Origin of the sequence: Pectobacterium sp. HCp5_1 (genome assembly GCF_032905925.1) — a bacterium.
GTDB lineage: Bacteria > Pseudomonadota > Gammaproteobacteria > Enterobacterales > Enterobacteriaceae > Pectobacterium > Pectobacterium brasiliense_A.
Genome location: NZ_JAUMIO010000001.1, coordinates 83,743 through 101,373, shown reverse-complemented (window position 1 = coordinate 101,373; position 17,631 = coordinate 83,743). Strand labels below are relative to the sequence as shown.

The following is a 17,631-nucleotide window of genomic DNA, read 5'->3' as shown; positions in this document are numbered from 1 at the left end:
CAAACGTGTTTTTGCGTAACTGTCGTCGTCGTTGCTAAACGCCGAGCGGCAATTATGATTATGTTTATTGATTGATCTGAAGAGTTTAGGCATGGAAAAAGAAAAAAAATCGAACGCTGAATTTGTTCCCCAGTTTCAACGCGCCTTTTTTCATCCGCGCTATTGGGGCGTTTGGTTAGGCGTTGGTGTGATGGCGCTCGCTGCCTATGTTCCCGCGCGATTAAGAAACCCGGTGCTGGGTGGGTTAGGGCGTTTTGTTGGGAGAATATCAAAAGGCGCACGCCGCCGTGCCCGCATTAATCTGCTGTATTGCATGCCGGAATTAACGGAAGCACAGCGCGAAACTATCATCGATGACATGTTTGCGACGGCTCCTCAGTCGATGATCATGATGGTGGAAGTGGGAATTCGTAACCCGAAGAAAATCGAAAAATACGTTCGCTGGCATGGCGAAGACATTCTGGATCGCATTAAGGAACAAGAGAAGAACGTGATTTTTCTGGTTCCGCACGGGTGGGGTGTTGATATCCCTGCGATGCTGCTGACCTCACGCGGCCAGCGTATGGCGGCCATGTTCCACAACCAGAAGAATGCGCTGGTGGACTACTGGTGGAATCGGTTACGTCGTCGTTTTGGTGGCCGCATCCATGCCCGTAATGATGGTATTAAACCGTTTATCAGCTCTGTGCGCTCTGGGTGCTGGGGCTATTATCTGCCCGATCAGGATCACGGCGCGGAGCACAGTGAATTCGTTGATTTCTTTGCGACCTATAAGGCAACGCTGCCTGCCGTCGGGCGACTGATGAAAGTGTGTCGCGCTGACATCGTGCCGCTGTTCCCGGTGTATAACGCTAAAGACGGCTGCCTCGATGTATTTATTCGCCCGCCGATGGACGACTTGGCGGACGCGGATGACGCATACATTGCACGGCGTATGAATGAAGAAGTGGAAATTCTGGTCAAACCGAATCCTGAGCAGTACACCTGGATTCTGAAACTGCTGAAAACCCGCAAGTCGGGTGAAATTGAACCGTACTGTCGGGATGATTTATACCGCGACTAGTTTGTACGGTAGATAACAGTGGGCTGATAGGCCACAGAGATAAAAAAGCCGGACGAGAAATCGTCCGGCTTTTTGCTCTCACACTTCGCGCTATCACAATACCGTCCGCTAATTCAGTCGCGGACGGTTATGACAATGATTATTCCACGCGCAGGATGCGGATCGTGTTGGTGGTGCCCACGGTACCCATGATGTCACCCTGTGTGACGATGACCAGATCCCCAGACATCAGGAACCCTTTATCGCGCAGCAGGATCACTGCATCATTGGCGGCAGCGACGCCGTCCGTGTAGCTGTCGAAATGCACGGGAGTAACGCCACGATACAGTGCGGTCAGGTTCAGCGTGTGCTCATGACGAGACATAGCGAAAATCGGCAGACCGGAACTGATACGGGACATCATCAGGGCGGTCCGACCCGATTCCGTCATGGCGATCAGCGCCGTCACCCCTTTCAGATGGTTAGCGGCGTACATGGAAGACATCGCGATGGATTCTTCGGTGTTATCAAACTGTACGTCAAGGCGGTGCTTGGAGACATTGATGCTTGGGATCTTCTCCGCGCCTAAACACACTTTCGCCATAGCGGCGACGGTTTCCGCCGGATATTGGCCCGCAGCGGTTTCCGCCGACAGCATCACGGCATCGGTGCCATCCAACACGGCGTTAGCGACGTCCATCACCTCTGCACGCGTTGGCATCGGGTTGGTGATCATCGACTCCATCATCTGCGTGGCGGTAATGACCGCACGGTTCAACTGACGGGCGCGACGGATCAACTTCTTCTGAATCCCCACCAGCTCTGGGTCGCCGATTTCAACGCCCAGATCGCCCCTCGCCACCATCACCACGTCGGAAGCCAGAATAATGTCATCCATTGCGGCATCTGAGCAGACGGCTTCAGCGCGTTCAACTTTTGATACGATCTTGGCGTGACAACCCGCATCACGCGCGAGGCGACGTGCGTAGTTGAGATCTTCACCGGTACGAGGGAAAGAGACGGCCAGATAGTCGACGCCAATTTTTGCGGCAGTAATAATGTCGGCTTTATCTTTTTCCGTCAGGGCTTCGGCAGACAGACCACCGCCGAGTTTGTTGATGCCTTTATTGTTGGACAGCGGACCGCCAACGGTGACTTCGGTATACACTTTCAGGCCTTCAACCTGAAGGACTTTCAACTGCACTCGGCCATCATCCAGTAACAGGATATCGCCAGGTACCACGTCGCTCGGCAAACCTTTGTAATCGATTCCGACTTTTTCTTTATCGCCTTCGCCTTTCGCTAAGTTGGCATCCAGCAAGAATTTGTCGCCGATATTCAGGAAAATTTTACCTTCTTTGAAGGTAGAAACACGAATTTTTGGACCCTGTAGATCGCCAAGAATGGCAACATGGCGGCCTAATTTAGCCGCAATTTCACGAACTTTGTTGGCACGTAATAGATGATCTTCTGGCGTGCCGTGAGAAAAATTCATGCGTACTACGTTCGCGCCCGCACTGATAATCTTTTCGAGATTATTATCACGGTCGGTAGCGGGCCCCAGGGTGGTGACAATTTTGGTTCTTCTGAGCCGTCTGGACATGTATAACTCCGTTCACTTGTGAAGCTGTAGTGTTGCGATTAAGCGTCGAATAACGGTGCAAAATGTCACTTTACAACAAAACTATTTCACCTGCGTTATCCGAACATCGTGTTGAGTCTGATTATCATACTGTACAGGTAATCCCTGCCATCTTTCCATGCCTGTAGTCTGTGACCATATCAAGATGAAGGGGTAGATGATACCGCTCATTTTTCATAGGTATAACTCAAAAACAAAGCACAACATAAACTTATCTATCACCTGAAGGGATTAATCAATCGCTCGTCTTTATCAAAGCGAGATTCACGCAGGGCCTCTTTGACCCGTTTCAGGTTATCACGAAATTTTTCCCCGCGGCGCAGCGTGAACCCGGTCGCCAGAACGTCGATCAACGTCAACTGAGCGATGCGGGACACCATCGGCATGTAGACATCGGTATCTTCAGGCACATCAAGTCGCAAGGCCAACGACGCCTCACGCGCCAACGGCGTGCCGTCCGAGGTGATGGCGATAACAGTAGCGTCGTTCTCGCGTGCCAGCTGTGCCATTTCGACCAGACTTTTGGTTCTGCCCGTGTGGGAGATCAATACCACGACGTCGCCGTCGCTGGAATTCATACAGCTCATACGCTGCATAACGATGTCATCGAAATAGACGACGGGGATATTGAAGCGGAAAAATTTGTTCATCGCATCATGTGCGACAGCGGCGGAAGCGCCCAGGCCAAAGAAAGAGATTTTCTTCGCCTGTGTCAGCAAGTCCACGGCGCGGTTGACGGCGGTGACATCCAGACTGGATTTCACCTGCTCCAGGCCAGCCATGGCGGATTCAAAAATTTTACTGGTATAGGCATCAACGCTGTCATCTTCTTCAACGTTCCGGTTCACATACGGTGTACCGTTTGCCAGACTTTGCGCCAGATGTAGTTTAAAATCGGGAAAACCTTTAGTTTCAAGGCGGCGACAGAAACGATTAACCGTTGGTTCGCTGACATCGGCCATTTTGGCCAAGGTCGCGATGCTGGAGTGAATGGCTGTTTGTGGCGTGCTCAGGATCACTTCAGCAACTTTTCTTTCTGATTTGCTCAAGAGTTCCAGGTGGCTCTGGATTTTTTCCAGCATATTCATACGACAAGGGCCATGTAAGTTTTTTCCAATTTCAACTAAAGGTACACTGGCATGCATTACGTGAAAAAATGTAAGTCGTGAAAATATACTACGACCCTGTAGTGGTTGGCATAGGGCAACAGGCTAAGTTAGGTCCTTTTTTTGCCAGAACATGACATGTGTCTAACTTTCAGAAAAGTAATCAACTGTCAGAAACGACGAAAAATTTCGTTTTAGGGCGAATGCATAAGTGACTTCAGCCACTGCACAGACCGATTTATGCATGGTTTTCAGTCAATCCCGACCATTATTTGGCATTTTTAAGATGGGTTTACTGGCTGTAGTCAAAAAGAGTACATTATCGCTGTAATAAAATTACAGCATCCTGCAACGAGGAGATGAACATGGCGGTAACTTCAACAGCCCAAGCGTGCGATCTGGTTATTTTCGGAGCTAAGGGCGATCTGGCACGCCGTAAATTGCTGCCTTCCCTTTACCAGTTGGAAAAAGCAGGTCACATCCATGCGGACACCCGAATTATCGGGGTGGGCCGTGCGGATTGGGATAAAGCGGAGTATACCCGCGTCGTGCGCGAAGCGCTTGACACCTTTATGAAAGAAGCCATCGACGATAAGTTGTGGGAAACGCTAAGCAGTCGGCTGGATTTCTGCAATCTTGATGTGGAAGACACCAAAGCCTTCAACAAGCTGGGCAAGATGCTTGACCAGAAAAACCGTACCACCATCAACTATTTTGCCATGCCGCCGAGTACATTCGGTGCGATCTGCAAAGGGTTGGGAACCGCAGGGCTGAATAAAGAGCCCGCGCGCGTGGTAATGGAAAAACCGCTGGGTACCGATCTGGCGTCTTCTCGCGTCATTAACGATCAGGTCGCGGAATTCTTTAACGAGTGTCAGGTTTACCGCATCGACCACTATCTGGGTAAAGAGACCGTTCTGAACCTGCTGGCGCTGCGTTTTGCCAACTCGCTGTTCTCCTCAAACTGGGACAACCGGACGATCGACCATGTGCAGATCACGGTAGCCGAGGAAGTCGGGATTGAAGGGCGCTGGGGCTATTTCGATAAAGCCGGCCAGATGCGCGATATGATCCAGAACCACCTGTTACAGATTCTGACGATGATTGCGATGTCGCCGCCGTCTGATTTGACGACCGACCGCATCCGTGATGAAAAAGTGAAAGTGCTGCGTTCACTGCGTCGTATCGATCGCTCCAACGTGCATGAAACCACCGTTCGCGGCCAATACACATCTGGTTTTGTTCAGGGACATAAAGTGCCGGGCTATCTGGAGGAAGAGGGCGCGAACAAAAGCAGCAGCACGGAAACCTTCGTCTCGATTCGCGTTGATATTGATGACTGGCGCTGGTCTGGTGTGCCGTTCTACCTGCGTACCGGTAAACGCCTGCCGACCAAATGTTCAGAAGTGGTGGTGTACTTTAAAAACCCTGCGCTGAACCTGTTCCATGATTCCTACCAACAACTGCCGCAGAACAAGCTGATCATTCGCTTGCAGCCGGATGAAGGTGTGGAAATCCAGATTCTGAACAAAATTCCGGGGTTAGAGCATAAGCACCGCCTGCAAACGGTGAAACTGGATCTTAGCTTCTCGGAAACCTTTAATCAGCAGCATTTGGCCGATGCTTACGAGCGTCTGCTGCTGGAAACCATGCGTGGGATTCAGGCGCTGTTTGTCCGTCGTGATGAAGTTGAAGAAGCCTGGAAATGGGTGGACTCCATCATGGATGCGTGGGCAATGGACAACGATGCACCGAAGCCGTATCAGGCAGGAAGCTGGGGGCCGGTGGCATCTGTGGCGATGATTACCCGCGATGGCCGTTCCTGGAATGAGTTTGAGTAATTTTTTGGTAATACGTCAGTAATGGGGGCTGGCCGACAACGGTCGGCCTCCCACAGTTTTTATTGTATGGCTCACGGTGCGGTCGGACATCTGCGGCGACGCAGATCCCTGTGGCAGGGGCGCGCTATATAATTAATGATGCCTTCGGGCATGACTGGAGATAACTTTTGATGAAAAACTGGAAAACGAGCGCGGAACAGATTTTGACAACGGGTCCCGTTGTTCCTGTGATTGTGGTCAACAAACTGGAACACGCGGTGCCGATGGCAAAAGCGTTAGTCGCGGGCGGCGTTCGCGTTCTGGAACTGACATTGCGTACCGACTGTGCCATCGAAGCGATTCGCGCGATTGCGAAAGAAGTACCGGAAGCTATCGTGGGTGCGGGTACGGTAACAAACCCTGAGCAACTGGCTGCGGTGGTTGAGGCGGGTGCGCAGTTTGCCATCAGCCCAGGCCTGACCGAGCCGCTGCTGAAAGCCGCAACGGAAGGCAACATCCCGTTGATCCCAGGTATCAGCACCGTATCTGAACTGATGCTGGGTATGGATTACGGCCTGCGTGAGTTCAAATTCTTCCCCGCGGAAGCTAACGGCGGCGTGAAAGCGCTCCAGGCGATCGCAGGTCCGTTTGCTCAGATTCGTTTCTGCCCAACGGGTGGCATTACGCCGAATAACTACCGCGACTATCTGGCGCTGAAAAGCGTGCTGTGCGTGGGTGGTTCATGGCTGGTGCCGAACGACGCGCTGGAAAGCGGTGATTACGCACGTATTACTGAACTGGCGCGTGAAGCCGTTGCGGGTGCAAAAGCTTAAGTTTGCTCGTGACTGAATGACGGAGGCCACTCACTGCGAGTGGCCTTTTTTATGGCGGACATCCTTGTCCGTCATCCCGCGATCAATGAATGTATCAGCCGCTGACTTTTACGTCCGCTGCAACGCGCTTGGCGATGGCGACAGCATCATCCGTTGTTTCCGCACTGGCTAACGCGACACCCATACGGCGCTTGCCGCTGATATCCGGTTTACCAAACAGGCGAATTTGCGTATGAGGCAGCAGTGCGCCTTCTAGCCCCTGATAACGCACGTTGTTGCTATCCAGTTCCGGTAAAATCACGGCGGAAGCTGAAGCGCCATACTGACGCACTGCGCCAATGGGCAGCCCCAGGAAAGCACGCACGTGCAGCGCAAACTCGGACAGATCCTGAGAAATCATCGTCACCATGCCGGTATCGTGCGGGCGAGGGGAGACTTCACTGAAAATAACCTCATCGCCGCAGACGAACAGCTCCACGCCGAACAGGCCATAGCCGCCGAGCGCTTTCACGACATCGCTGGCCATCTTCTGTGCGCGTTCCTGCGCCAGCGCGCTCATCTGCTGTGGTTGCCAGGATTCACGGTAGTCGCCGTCTTCCTGTCGATGACCGATTGGCGCACAGAAATGAATGCCGTCAACCGCATGGATCGTCAGTAAGGTGATCTCAAAATCAAAATTAACCAGCCCTTCCACGATGACGCGTCCGCCGCCTGCTCGTCCACCCTGCTGGGCATAGTGCCACGCCTGATCTAACTGCTCAGCAGAGCGAATCAGGCTTTGCCCTTTACCAGAGGAACTCATGACCGGCTTAACAATACAAGGGTAGCCAATCGCCTCTACCGCCTGACGAAAGTTCTCTTCGCTGTCGGCAAAACGGTAGGTGGAAGTGGGAACGCCGAGTGTTTCAGCAGCCAGACGACGGATACCTTCGCGATTCATCGTCAGGCGCGTCGCTTCGGCACAAGGAACAACATGGTGACCCTGTTTTTCCAGCGTCACCAGCATGTCAGTTGCGATGGCTTCGATTTCTGGCACGATGTAATCAGGACGTTCGGCTTCAACCAACGCTTTTAATGCATCGCCATCCAACATATTGATGACGTGGCTGCGATGCGCAACCTGCATGGCGGGGGCATCGGCATAGCGATCGACCGCAATCACTTCGATTCCCAGGCGCTGACACTCAATCGCCACTTCTTTGCCTAATTCACCGGAGCCAAGCAGCATCACTCGTGTGGCATCCGCACGCAGGGCGGTTCCAATTGTTAACATAACCTTATACCTGATCGGGTTGTGAAAAATGGCCGCAGTATAAACGAAAACGTTTGCGTGCGCATTAATGAGGGCGGGCGGTGGAATGCGATGCGCAAAAGCGCACCAAGAGATAAGGACGTGGCTTGGCATTGCCGGGCAATCGTGCCACTCTTCTTACAAAGCGAAAATTTTATGTCAAGACAACGAGATCCGACGCCATGAAGACACCGCAAGCTGAAAAAAGACCCCATGCACTAAGTACACATGGCGATACGCGTATCGACAATTATTACTGGCTGCGTGATGACCAGCGTACCGATCCGCAGGTGTTGGATTATCTAAAGCAGGAAAACGCCTACAGCGAAGCTGTCATGGCACCTCATGACGCACGCAAGCGGGCACTGTATGACGAAATGGTCAAACGCATTCCGTCGACGGATATGTCTGTGCCGTATGTCAGAAAAGGCTATCGCTACCAAAGCCGCTATGAGCAGGGGAAAGAGTACGCCATCTATCTGCGTCAGCCTGAGCAGGCAACAGACGCGTGGGAAACGCTGCTGGATGGGAATCAACGTGCGGAAGGGCATGAGTTTTACAGTCTCGGCACGCTTGAGGTTAGCCCTGACAACACGCTGCTGGCGCTCTCGGAAGACTTTTTATCCCGTCGGCAGTACACGCTTCGTTTTCGCGATCTAAACAGCGGCGAGTGGTTACCTGATGTGATCGAAAATGTGACCGCAGGGGCGGAATGGTCGGCGGATTCGACGGTTCTGTATTACGTGCGTAAACATGAGCAAACGCTGTTGCCATATCAGGTCTATCGCCACCGTCTGGGGAGCGATCCGGCGTTAGATGAACTGGTCTATGAAGAGAAAGACGACACCTATTACGTTAGCCTGAGTAAAACGACATCAGAGCACTACATCACTATTTATCTCAGTAGCACGACGACGAGTGAAGTGTTGTTGCTTGACGCGACGCGCCCGGATGCGTTGCCGCAGGTAGGCATTCCACGTCGAAAAGATCATGAATATGTCATCGATCACTATCAGGATAAGTTTTATCTGCGATCCAATCGGGAAGGGAAAAATTTTGGCCTCTACCGTTCGGATAGGCCCGATGAGCAAACGCTGGAAACACTGATTGCACCACATGAACACCGCGTACTGGAAGGTTTTGAGCTGTTTCGTGACTGGCTGGTGGTTGAAGAACGGGAGCGCGGTTTGACCCGCTTGCGCCAGATTCACTGGCAGACGCAGGAAGAAAAAGCGATCACCTTTAATGATGCGAGCTATGTGACGTGGCTGTCGTACAACCCTACGCCAGAAACGGCATTGATGCGGTATGGCTATTCATCAATGACAACGCCCAGCACGCTGTATGAATTGAATCTGGACACAGGCGAGCCGCAGTTACTTAAACAAGCCGAAGTGAAAGATTTCTCACCGGACAATTACCGGAGTGAGCGCTTGTGGATCACGGTTCGGGATGGCGTCGATGTTCCCGTTTCCCTCGTTTATCATCGCGATCATTTCAGCCCAGGTAAGAACCCGGTACTGGTCTACGGCTATGGCGCTTATAGCCATAGCATGGATCCTGATTTTAGCGTTAGCCGTCTGAGTTTGCTGGACAGAGGGTTCGTCTTTGCCTTAACGCACATTCGCGGTGGCGGTGAGCTGGGTCAGCAGTGGTACGACGATGGTCGCCTGCTCAATAAAATGCATTCCTTCACCGATTTCATCGATGTGTCTCAGGCATTGATAGAAAAAGGTTATGGCGACAGGAACAACATGTTTGCTATGGGGGGCAGTGCGGGCGGGCTATTGATGGGCGCGGTAGTGAATATGGCACCCGATCTATTTAAGGGCGTTGTTGCCCAGGTTCCCTTCGTTGATGTGTTGACGACAATGCTGGATGAGTCTATCCCGTTGACGACTGGCGAGTATGACGAGTGGGGCGATCCGAATGAACAAATCTATTATGACTATATCAAGCAATATAGCCCCTATGACGGTATTACCGCGCAACGCTATCCGCATTTGCTGGTAACTACCGGGTTACACGACTCTCAGGTTCAGTATTGGGAGCCTGCAAAGTGGGTGGCGAAATTACGTGAAGTTAAAACGGACGATCGTCTGGTGCTGCTGTACACCGATATGGATGCCGGGCACGGCGGAAAATCCGGTCGTTTTAAACGTTATGATGATATTGCGTTGGAATATGCTTTCCTGCTGATGGTGCTCGAAATGGTTGAGGAAGTGCACGAATAAAGTGTTGGTTATGAGGGTAAACCCGTTTTCGGGTTTACCCGATCGACATGGCACATTACTTAGGTCATATCACCACTCAGGTAATATCAGCCTGCGGTTTCTTTGCCCTTTTATCGGCCCGTTTTTCGGCGGCCGTTTTCAGGGGCTTCTTCTTACTGTTCTTTTTGCTATCCAGACCTTTACTCATATCTTGCCTCGCGTGATAAAAGAGTAGGTTGCCACTCCATTAACCGCTTGTGTGGGCCGATATGCAAGCAGAAAATCGTTTTTGCTGTGTAAGAATGTAACCCGTGGAAAGGGATGTTTTCCACGGCAAGGTCGTCGTAGGTTGGAATGAAAGGATAAGCCTACTTAGACTTCGGTTCGTAGGGTAAACGAGAGAACTGTAGTGAACGCTGGCGATAAAACATCACGCGTTCGCGAAAATAGTCACGCAAGTACTCGGGTTGCTCTCTCTCAACGACCTCGGGAATGATCGGCATATTGTAACGTTCTTTGAAGGCCACGCCTGACGCCGCCAAGTCTACGTTAACTTTATCCATCTCTTCTTTGGACAATTCTGCCAGATTGTATCCCATACCGTATTCTCCTGCCTATTGGCCACAGACTGATGCGTGTCACGGTAAAGTAGTGACAGGAAAATGGCAAGCGTTCACCTTATCGTGTGGATGTTTATTATTCTCATTACGAAATGGGAATCATTTTTAATAAAAACGTGCCATAAATGATATCGACCTTGGTTGTTATTTTTGATAATAACAATGATTCGCAATAATATATTTACCCTGTGACTTAAGTGATAATAAATATCAATAACATAATTCATAACCTATTGTTTATAAGTAATTTTTTGTTGGTTGAATATCAATGTTAATAAAGTGTTTTTTATTTTATTTTTTCAGGCATAATGCCCTAAATAATTTCACCTGCCGGGAAAATAGGGAGTTAACATGTTAAAAAAAGAAATGATTCAGAAGCTGAATGAGCAACTTAATCTGGAGTTTTATTCCGCGAATTTGTATCTGCAAATGAGCGCATGGTGCGGTGACAAAGGTTTTGAAGGCGCATCCAGTTTCCTGAAGACGCATTCTCAGGAAGAAATGCAGCACATGCAGCGCCTGTTTGACTATCTGGACGACACAGGAAGCCTGCCTGTATTAGGCGCGATTGCTGCACCGCCGATTGATTTTGATTCACTGGCTGATGTCTTCAAGCTGACCTATGAACACGAACAGCTGATCACTGCAAAAATTAATGAGCTGGCGCATGAGGCGATGGCGCTGCAGGATTACTCTACATTCAACTTCCTGCAATGGTACGTTGCTGAGCAGCACGAAGAAGAGAAATTGTTCCGTTCTATTCTGGACAAATTGGCGTTAGTTAAAGCCAGCGAAGGCGGCCTGTTCTTCATCGATCAGGACCTGAAAAAAATGTCTGCGGCGGCCCCGTCAACCTAATGACAAGCGACGCTTCTGTCGGCCAATGAGTCGTTGAATGATGCGGGATAATGTTCTCCTTATCCCGCCATTTACCCCTCTCGAATGACCTTTCTACCAGTACCAAACTACCGATATTATTCCTGAACGCCACACTCGACTTCACCTTCTTCTGCCGCTATGATCGCATCAGTCGTGATATACAACATTCTGTTTTATAAGGGTTGAGGCTGTCTTTCTCTGATTCGGATAAGGCTGCAAAACTCACACACATCATTGTCTGAATACGCCATGTCGGGAATACCATGATGAAGAAATTTTTGCTATCTATCGTGCTTACTTCACTTTCTGTGAATGCTTTTGCTGCCGCTCAACTGGCAAATATCAGCCGGTTTGAATATGGCGATCGCTGGGCTTTCACGCGTGAAGAAGTTCAACTGATTTGTCGTCCTGGCAATGCGCTGTACGCCTTACATACCGGGACGCTGATGCAATATCCGCTAAACGATGTTGCCATTGCGCAAATGAAAGCCGGGCAGGTGAGTGCGCAGCCGATAGACGCGATCTGGCTGGATGACCCTAAGCATCCCGGACAGAAAAAAAGCCTTCAGCCATTTATCGAACGTGCAGAGCAGTTGTGTAAGCCAGACGCTAAACCATGAAGTGATTGATTTACCTATTAATGTTAAACAATTACTTCTTTATGGTTAAGATAAAGTGTGAAATCTGTTCCATTTGTGATGATTGCGAATAGGTTAAAGCTGGAAAACGTGAGGGAGTTGGCTAAGCTTAAGTCTACAGGGCTAGTACAGCTTGTATAAATGCCAACTTTTAGCGCACGGCTCTCCCAAGAGCCATTTCCCTAGACTGAATACAGGAATCGTATTCAGTCTTTTTTTTATGTATCGGTTGGCGATTTTTGCCAATTAGATGTTGGCACGAGGCGAGTTTCGTCTTTGTGGGGCTTTTAAAGGTTTTTAAAAATAAACGCTTGCTAAAGATATTTATACATGCGTTAATAGCTCGTCGGTTTGATTCGCAGACCTAAAAAGCAGTTTAGTAAAGCAGTTCTCATTTCCAAGAGTGTTATCCATAGATATCCCTTCTTTTGAGCCTCCTTATCGTTGCTAATTAAATTCTGTGCACAGGCCCTATTTGCCGGAAGGCACTATACAAATTAAGGTAATATCTATGTCTAATAAAATGACTGGTTTAGTAAAATGGTTTGACGCTGGTAAAGGTTTTGGTTTCATTACTCCTGACAACGGCAGCAAAGATGTATTCGTACATTTCTCTGCTATTCAGAGCAACGATTTCAAAACGCTGGACGAAGGCCAAAAGGTTGAGTTCACCATCGAAAACGGCCAGAAAGGCCCAGCAGCTGGCAACGTTGTCGCACTGTAAAAAGTTGCGCACTAATAAGCCAAGTTGAATTAATGTTTCTCTTGCGATAGCGATGATGGTTTAATCCGGAGCAGTCAAGAAAACATTTAGAACCCCTAGCATAAAGCTGGGGGTTTTTGTTTTTATATCTCATAGCCACTTACTGAATTTTATCTTCAGCACTCAGCAGCCTATATTGTTTTATTCCTCATCATCCGTAAGTGTTCAGTTTCATTAACTGCGGCATAGCGAACGGACATAATTTCTCTACCTTCATTATAAAATGCCTTTTATCACAATCTAATCGACAGGTTCATATCCCGTTTATAGCCGTTATCGACTAAGTTTATAGAACACGACGTAATGGGAGGAAACGATGACTGAGAAAAATACGGGCACCAAACACAAGGATGAAAATGACCATCCGGCAAAAGATGCGCCAAAAGATCAGGGGGATATTCCGCGCAAACGTGATGACAGCAAGGATGATGTCGATGATCCGTTTGATGCGAATAAGGCTTAATAGGTTGGCGACGGGCTTCCGTCGCCAATATGCAGCGAAAAGTTAGTGCGCTTTAGGCGCGGCGGTGACCGATGCATTGGGGGTGAAATAATCGCTCTCATCCACAATTGGAATATAAATCCGAACCCATTCAGCCCCTTCAACCATCTCCCAGCTATGTCCTTCCCCCTGAGTGTCGGCGGCAATCAATACGGTTCCAGGAGAAAGCAGAAAAGTGGAACCATCGCTAACTCGAAATTTCAACGTGCCTTTCAGCGTGATGACATATTGTTTACGCGGTGCCGGGTGAACGTTCATCTCCCACGCTTCCGTGGAATTGCTGAGCCAGAATTTTTGTGCCGTGATTTTTTCCAGCGCTGGCACGCTGCCTGTCACGAAGGCCGAGTGATTATCTGGCGTATTGATGAGTTTGATGGCCGGTATCCGTGTTTCCTCTGCGTGAGGTGAGGGAGGCGCTGCGGAATAAGCAGTAACGGAAAACCATAATCCAGCAAGCGCCAGAAGAAAACGCGATGTCTTTTTCATTTAAATAAAATCCATATTATCTATGCCCGATAAGCAGGCAACCCTATATATGTCAGCCGTCTCTGCGTACGTCTTACAACGTCGGGGATGGTACTGCTGGAGGAGATCCTTCACCAGATGGTTAAAGCAATCGCACTGATTGGTATCTCGCTTGATTTGTTTATATTTTATTCACTCCAGTTCCGCAGTAGGATGAAATCGGTGAAGCATAAATCAGTCGATGAAGGGAAGGGATATGCAGATTTCAGCCAGCCGTCTGATGGCGATGACGCAAAGCGGGACGCTCTGGCACCTATGGATAAATGGCGGCGGATGCTGGGTTTGTGTCGAATCACTATGTCTAGGGCTACAGTAATCATTACTACATCTGCGCTGGAATGTTGATGTAGTAGAACACGGAAAGAAAGTATCTGACGATATCAACACATCACAACAGACGATCATTGCGCGTCAATCGTTTGAGTTCCATCGCTACAACGAGATAGCACGCAATGCGAATCAACACGGCGCAATTGCTAAAGTGAATTTTAATGAAAAGCAGGCTGTTTACAGGAAAATGATTAAACGCAGTCCGGCTAGCCGTGAGTGCGCTTCTGATGATGTTGCTGCTTGGTTGTTCGACTATGCACACAGTCTATGTGCCGGCGTAACGCACACCTCTGTCAGCAGAGTTGACTCAACCAGTACTGGTGCCGATGCCTCGAGTGCAGACTGACGTACGGGTAGGTTGTTTATTGGATTGATCCTTTGCTAATTGCACTTGCTCAAGATAATAACCAACTTTTTGGCATCCGTAGAGCGGAATCTATTTATTCCTCGCGATAGTGAGGAGCTATATATTAAAAGGAAGTAAAATGAAAAAATATGTTATTGCGTTAATATGCCTGTTTTCAGTTTCAGCATTTGCAGAAACTTATAAAGGCTATCCTGATATTCTGGGTACCGCAGTTGGTTTTGCCACGGAGGTCGTCAGTTATACCCCAGGGCCGAAGGTGTCATCGAGTTTTAAAGAGCCTAAGCGCGCCCTTGGTGCTCCTAATCGGTACAGTTCGGGAGAAGCGACGTTCTCTCTTGGTGCTGAAGGTAGTGTTGTTTTGCGTTTTAGTCCATATGCTATTAAAAAAAGCGGTACCGCTGATGCTGATTTTTATGTTTATGAAGTAGGAACATATGAATCGTGGGATGCATATGTATCCAATGATGGTAGTGAATGGATAAAAGCAACGCCTGTATTTCAGGATATCAATCCCGCTCCCGGAAATGTGACGACCAATAGAGGCTCAGTAGTTGGGTATGACGTTGACGTTATTGATTCCACGTTTGATTCATATTCATATCTAAAAATTGTAGACACCAGCCTGTCAACATATACAAACTCGCCAGGTGCTGATATTGATGCAGTCGTTGTAACGAGTGCTAAGGCGCTAGGAAGTGAAGTGTTTGTTGATACGGATTCTCGTAATGGAACGGTCTACAACCTGTATCAGAACGACGCTACTGGTGCAGTAGGCGTCAAGATCATCAACAAAGATAACTCTGTTTCGTATGTCTCTTTCTCAACCGATGATTCTCTGAAGGCCATAGCTTTATCGTTACAGGGGGATTTTAATTGTGATGATGAAAAAGACATTAATGTCTTAGCAGAACGTAAAGCTGACAGCACTCAGGTAAACATCATCAAACAGCAAAATGGCACAGCCATTAAGGTTATCGATAACTCAGTTATCAAGTAAGACATTACAACAGGCATTCACTGAGTGCCTGTGATAATGCTTAAAAAATATTCAACCACCCTCATTGCCATTTTTCCGCCATCTACGGGAATTGCTTAGAAAAAGAGAACTAAGATGCTAGATGGTACCACATCAAGGTTCTGAATCACCTAGCGTGACTGCATGTGTATCAATATAACGCCGCACACGCTAATCATTTTCACTTTGGCATGCGCGGTTTTGGCGTGTGTCGATGAAAATACTCAGGTGAGAAAACTAGAAATCAGCGTATTCCTGAGCGGGGATCCAGAAGCCGTCAATATAGTCTTCGATGGGGAAGCAGCCCGCGCGGCGCAGGCGCTGTTCGTCCATCGCTTGCAGACACTGCGCTTCGGTGTTGTAGGCACCGACGACCAAATCGTCACAGCCATGCCCGAGATAACAAACAAATATCACTAATGCAAACATGCCGTTCTCCAGACATTACCGCGATTTTCTCTATCTGTCAGGATAATTGTAGATGAAAATCAGTGAGGAAAGGCAGAACGGGCGGTTCATCAGGTGGTTTTATCGCCACCTGATGCAGAAACCGCATTTATTCTTTAGAAAGAGGCTGAGCGGAGGTCGCGCCATCCCGCACCAGATCGCGCGGCAGATTGTTTTTTATCCGACTGCTGATACGTTTGGCCAGGCCGACAGGCGTGTTCTGGTAGGTTAAAATGAGCTCATCCGCAGCAGGAATCGGTTCTGGATAGCTGTCTTTCCCCTGAAACCACTCACATGCGATGCGATCGGTAAGCGCGTAGGCATTCTTCGCGTTCGGATCGGCCAGCGCAACAATGGCTTCATGTTGCCAACGGAAACCTTTAGGGAAGCGTTCAGCGAGTTTAATGCCAATTCGTGAGAATTTGATATTGCCAAAAGCAGACGTCAGCGCCGCAGGGAAGAGCCAGATCTCGCTATCACGCTGCCACAACTGAAGTAACGTCTCATCCCAGTGAAGACCTTGTTTGCCTGCTGCCTGTTTGAGTAATGCAGAATCTTTGGGCGGCATCGGAGAGAACGGGAATTTACCCACTTTATAGCCAGGTCGTGGCAGTGGTGGCACACTGGCGGTTTTTCGCAAACGGGCAACAAAGAAGCCTTCGCTGTCATAAATTTGTGGGAAGACGTGCAGGAAGCCTTCTTCGGTTGTCGCGCGTTCGGCGTCGGTGAAGAGATCGTGTAACGATTCAAATTCGCACGCATCAGGAAACTGTGCCTGTAACCAATGGCAAACCTGCTGATTTTCCTGCTTATTTAGCGTACAGGTGGAGTAAATCATCACGCCGCCAGGTTTCAGTGCATGGAACGCGCTCAGAATCAGGTCACGCTGTGTGGCCGCAATATCGGTAATGCTCTCCTGCGACCAGTGGCTCATCGCCGCGGGATCCTTACGCACCACGCCTTCACCTGAGCACGGGGCATCCAGCAGAATTGCATCAAAATACTCCGGCAGCGCCGCGCCGAAAACCCGCCCGTCGAAGTGTGTCATCGCGGTATTGCTTACGCCGCAGCGGCTGATGTTGGCATGCAACACTTTTACCCGGCTGGCTGAATACTCATTGGCGATGATAGCCCCTTCATTATTCAATCTGGCCGCGATCTGCGTTGTTTTAGAACCCGGAGCGGCCGCGACGTCCAAAACCGTTTCCAGCGCATCGTTGCGATGGAACAGGGCGCTGACGGGCAGCATCGAACTGGCTTCCTGAATATAAAACAGCCCGCTCAGGTGCTCCAGCGTATTGCCTAGCCGCGTGTTCTCTTCTTCCGCATTCAGCAGCCAGAAACCCTCCTGACACCAGGGAATCGGCTCAAGCTGCCAGCCATAAGGCTGTACAAGCTCAAGAAAGGCATCGACGCTGATTTTTAACGTATTCACGCGGATGCTCCGACGCAGCGGACGCTGGCAGGCGGCAATAAAATCCTCCATCGAAAGGGATGAAGGCATGATGTCCCGCATAGTGTCGAGAAATTCAGCAGGCAGGCTGGCTGGAGTAAATTTTGCCACGGCGTGGTTCCGTACAGGTTATTCAGTAAAACGA

General features: G+C 49.4%; 17 protein-coding genes. 10 read left to right on the top strand and 7 right to left on the bottom strand.

Annotated features, from left to right (window positions below):
* The first annotated feature begins 91 nt into the window (after window positions 1-91).
* Complete coding sequence (gene lpxM, locus Q3A88_RS00530) at window positions 92-1,063, top strand: lauroyl-Kdo(2)-lipid IV(A) myristoyltransferase (protein ID WP_119870521.1); 972 nt, start codon at window positions 92-94, stop codon at window positions 1,061-1,063.
* Between the two features lie 139 nt (window positions 1,064-1,202).
* On the opposite strand, the gene pyk is transcribed toward lpxM, so the two are convergent.
* Both pyk and Q3A88_RS00520 read right to left on the bottom strand, forming a co-directional pair.
* Window positions 1,203-2,645 (bottom strand): pyruvate kinase, encoded by a 1,443-nt coding sequence (gene pyk, locus Q3A88_RS00525; protein ID WP_014915164.1) that lies wholly within the window; start codon window positions 2,643-2,645, stop codon window positions 1,203-1,205.
* Between the two features lie 257 nt (window positions 2,646-2,902).
* Window positions 2,903-3,772, bottom strand: a complete 870-nt coding sequence (locus tag Q3A88_RS00520) for a MurR/RpiR family transcriptional regulator (protein ID WP_010275858.1) — start codon at window positions 3,770-3,772, stop codon at window positions 2,903-2,905.
* A 383-nt stretch (window positions 3,773-4,155) separates the two neighbouring features.
* On the opposite strand from Q3A88_RS00520, the gene zwf reads away from it, so the two are divergent.
* A complete protein-coding gene (gene zwf / locus Q3A88_RS00515) occupies window positions 4,156-5,631 on the top strand; it encodes a glucose-6-phosphate dehydrogenase (RefSeq protein WP_014915165.1) in 1,476 nt (491 codons plus the stop codon).
* A gap of 170 nt (window positions 5,632-5,801) precedes the next feature.
* Entirely contained in the window at window positions 5,802-6,443 is a 642-nt protein-coding gene (locus Q3A88_RS00510; protein ID WP_010275853.1) for a bifunctional 4-hydroxy-2-oxoglutarate aldolase/2-dehydro-3-deoxy-phosphogluconate aldolase, read from the top strand.
* A 94-nt stretch (window positions 6,444-6,537) separates the two neighbouring features.
* Here the strand turns inward: Q3A88_RS00510 and purT are convergent, their stop codons facing one another.
* The gene (gene purT, locus Q3A88_RS00505) at window positions 6,538-7,716 is read right to left on the bottom strand and encodes a formate-dependent phosphoribosylglycinamide formyltransferase (RefSeq protein WP_317177212.1); all 1,179 of its coding nucleotides are present in this window, start codon (window positions 7,714-7,716) and stop codon (window positions 6,538-6,540) included.
* Between the two features lie 200 nt (window positions 7,717-7,916).
* On the opposite strand from purT, the gene Q3A88_RS00500 reads away from it, so the two are divergent.
* Window positions 7,917-9,968 (top strand): S9 family peptidase, encoded by a 2,052-nt coding sequence (locus tag Q3A88_RS00500; RefSeq protein WP_317177211.1) that lies wholly within the window; start codon window positions 7,917-7,919, stop codon window positions 9,966-9,968.
* A gap of 347 nt (window positions 9,969-10,315) precedes the next feature.
* Here Q3A88_RS00500 and Q3A88_RS00495 read toward each other — a convergent pair whose 3' ends face one another.
* Window positions 10,316-10,546: a DNA polymerase III subunit theta gene (locus Q3A88_RS00495; protein ID WP_110162988.1), complete on the bottom strand. Its 231-nt coding sequence runs from the start codon at window positions 10,544-10,546 to the stop codon at window positions 10,316-10,318.
* A 372-nt stretch (window positions 10,547-10,918) separates the two neighbouring features.
* On the opposite strand from Q3A88_RS00495, the gene ftnA reads away from it, so the two are divergent.
* The 4 genes from ftnA to Q3A88_RS00475 all read left to right on the top strand — a co-directional run bounded on the left by ftnA (window position 10,919) and on the right by Q3A88_RS00475 (window position 13,310).
* Window positions 10,919-11,425 (top strand): non-heme ferritin, encoded by a 507-nt coding sequence (gene ftnA / locus Q3A88_RS00490; protein WP_010275837.1) that lies wholly within the window; start codon window positions 10,919-10,921, stop codon window positions 11,423-11,425.
* 284 nt (window positions 11,426-11,709) lie between these two features.
* A complete protein-coding gene (locus Q3A88_RS00485) occupies window positions 11,710-12,066 on the top strand; it encodes a YebY family protein (protein ID WP_181393566.1) in 357 nt (118 codons plus the stop codon).
* A 529-nt stretch (window positions 12,067-12,595) separates the two neighbouring features.
* On the top strand, window positions 12,596-12,808 hold the full coding sequence (cspG, locus tag Q3A88_RS00480; RefSeq protein WP_010275831.1) for a cold shock protein CspG: 213 nt from the start codon (window positions 12,596-12,598) through the stop codon (window positions 12,806-12,808).
* Window positions 12,809-13,163: 355 nt separating this feature from the next.
* Window positions 13,164-13,310, top strand: coding sequence for a hypothetical protein (locus tag Q3A88_RS00475; protein ID WP_181393565.1), 147 nt, complete (start codon window positions 13,164-13,166; stop codon window positions 13,308-13,310).
* Between the two features lie 42 nt (window positions 13,311-13,352).
* On the opposite strand, the gene Q3A88_RS00470 is transcribed toward Q3A88_RS00475, so the two are convergent.
* Window positions 13,353-13,835 (bottom strand): hypothetical protein, encoded by a 483-nt coding sequence (locus Q3A88_RS00470; RefSeq protein ID WP_110162986.1) that lies wholly within the window; start codon window positions 13,833-13,835, stop codon window positions 13,353-13,355.
* Between the two features lie 117 nt (window positions 13,836-13,952).
* Here Q3A88_RS00470 and Q3A88_RS00465 point away from each other — a divergent pair, with 117 nt between their 5' ends.
* Window positions 13,953-14,219 (top strand): hypothetical protein, encoded by a 267-nt coding sequence (locus Q3A88_RS00465; RefSeq protein WP_146207451.1) that lies wholly within the window; start codon window positions 13,953-13,955, stop codon window positions 14,217-14,219.
* 470 nt (window positions 14,220-14,689) lie between these two features.
* On the top strand, window positions 14,690-15,568 hold the full coding sequence (locus Q3A88_RS00460) for a cell envelope biogenesis protein OmpA (RefSeq protein WP_110162984.1): 879 nt from the start codon (window positions 14,690-14,692) through the stop codon (window positions 15,566-15,568).
* Between the two features lie 255 nt (window positions 15,569-15,823).
* Here Q3A88_RS00460 and Q3A88_RS00455 read toward each other — a convergent pair whose 3' ends face one another.
* Window positions 15,824-16,015 carry a YebW family protein gene (locus Q3A88_RS00455; protein WP_014915228.1) on the bottom strand — a complete coding sequence of 64 codons (192 nt, stop codon included), beginning with the start codon at window positions 16,013-16,015 and terminating at the stop codon, window positions 15,824-15,826.
* A gap of 127 nt (window positions 16,016-16,142) precedes the next feature.
* On the bottom strand, window positions 16,143-17,597 hold the full coding sequence (rsmF, locus tag Q3A88_RS00450) for a 16S rRNA (cytosine(1407)-C(5))-methyltransferase RsmF (protein WP_317177210.1): 1,455 nt from the start codon (window positions 17,595-17,597) through the stop codon (window positions 16,143-16,145).
* Between the last annotated feature and the right edge of the window lie 34 nt (window positions 17,598-17,631).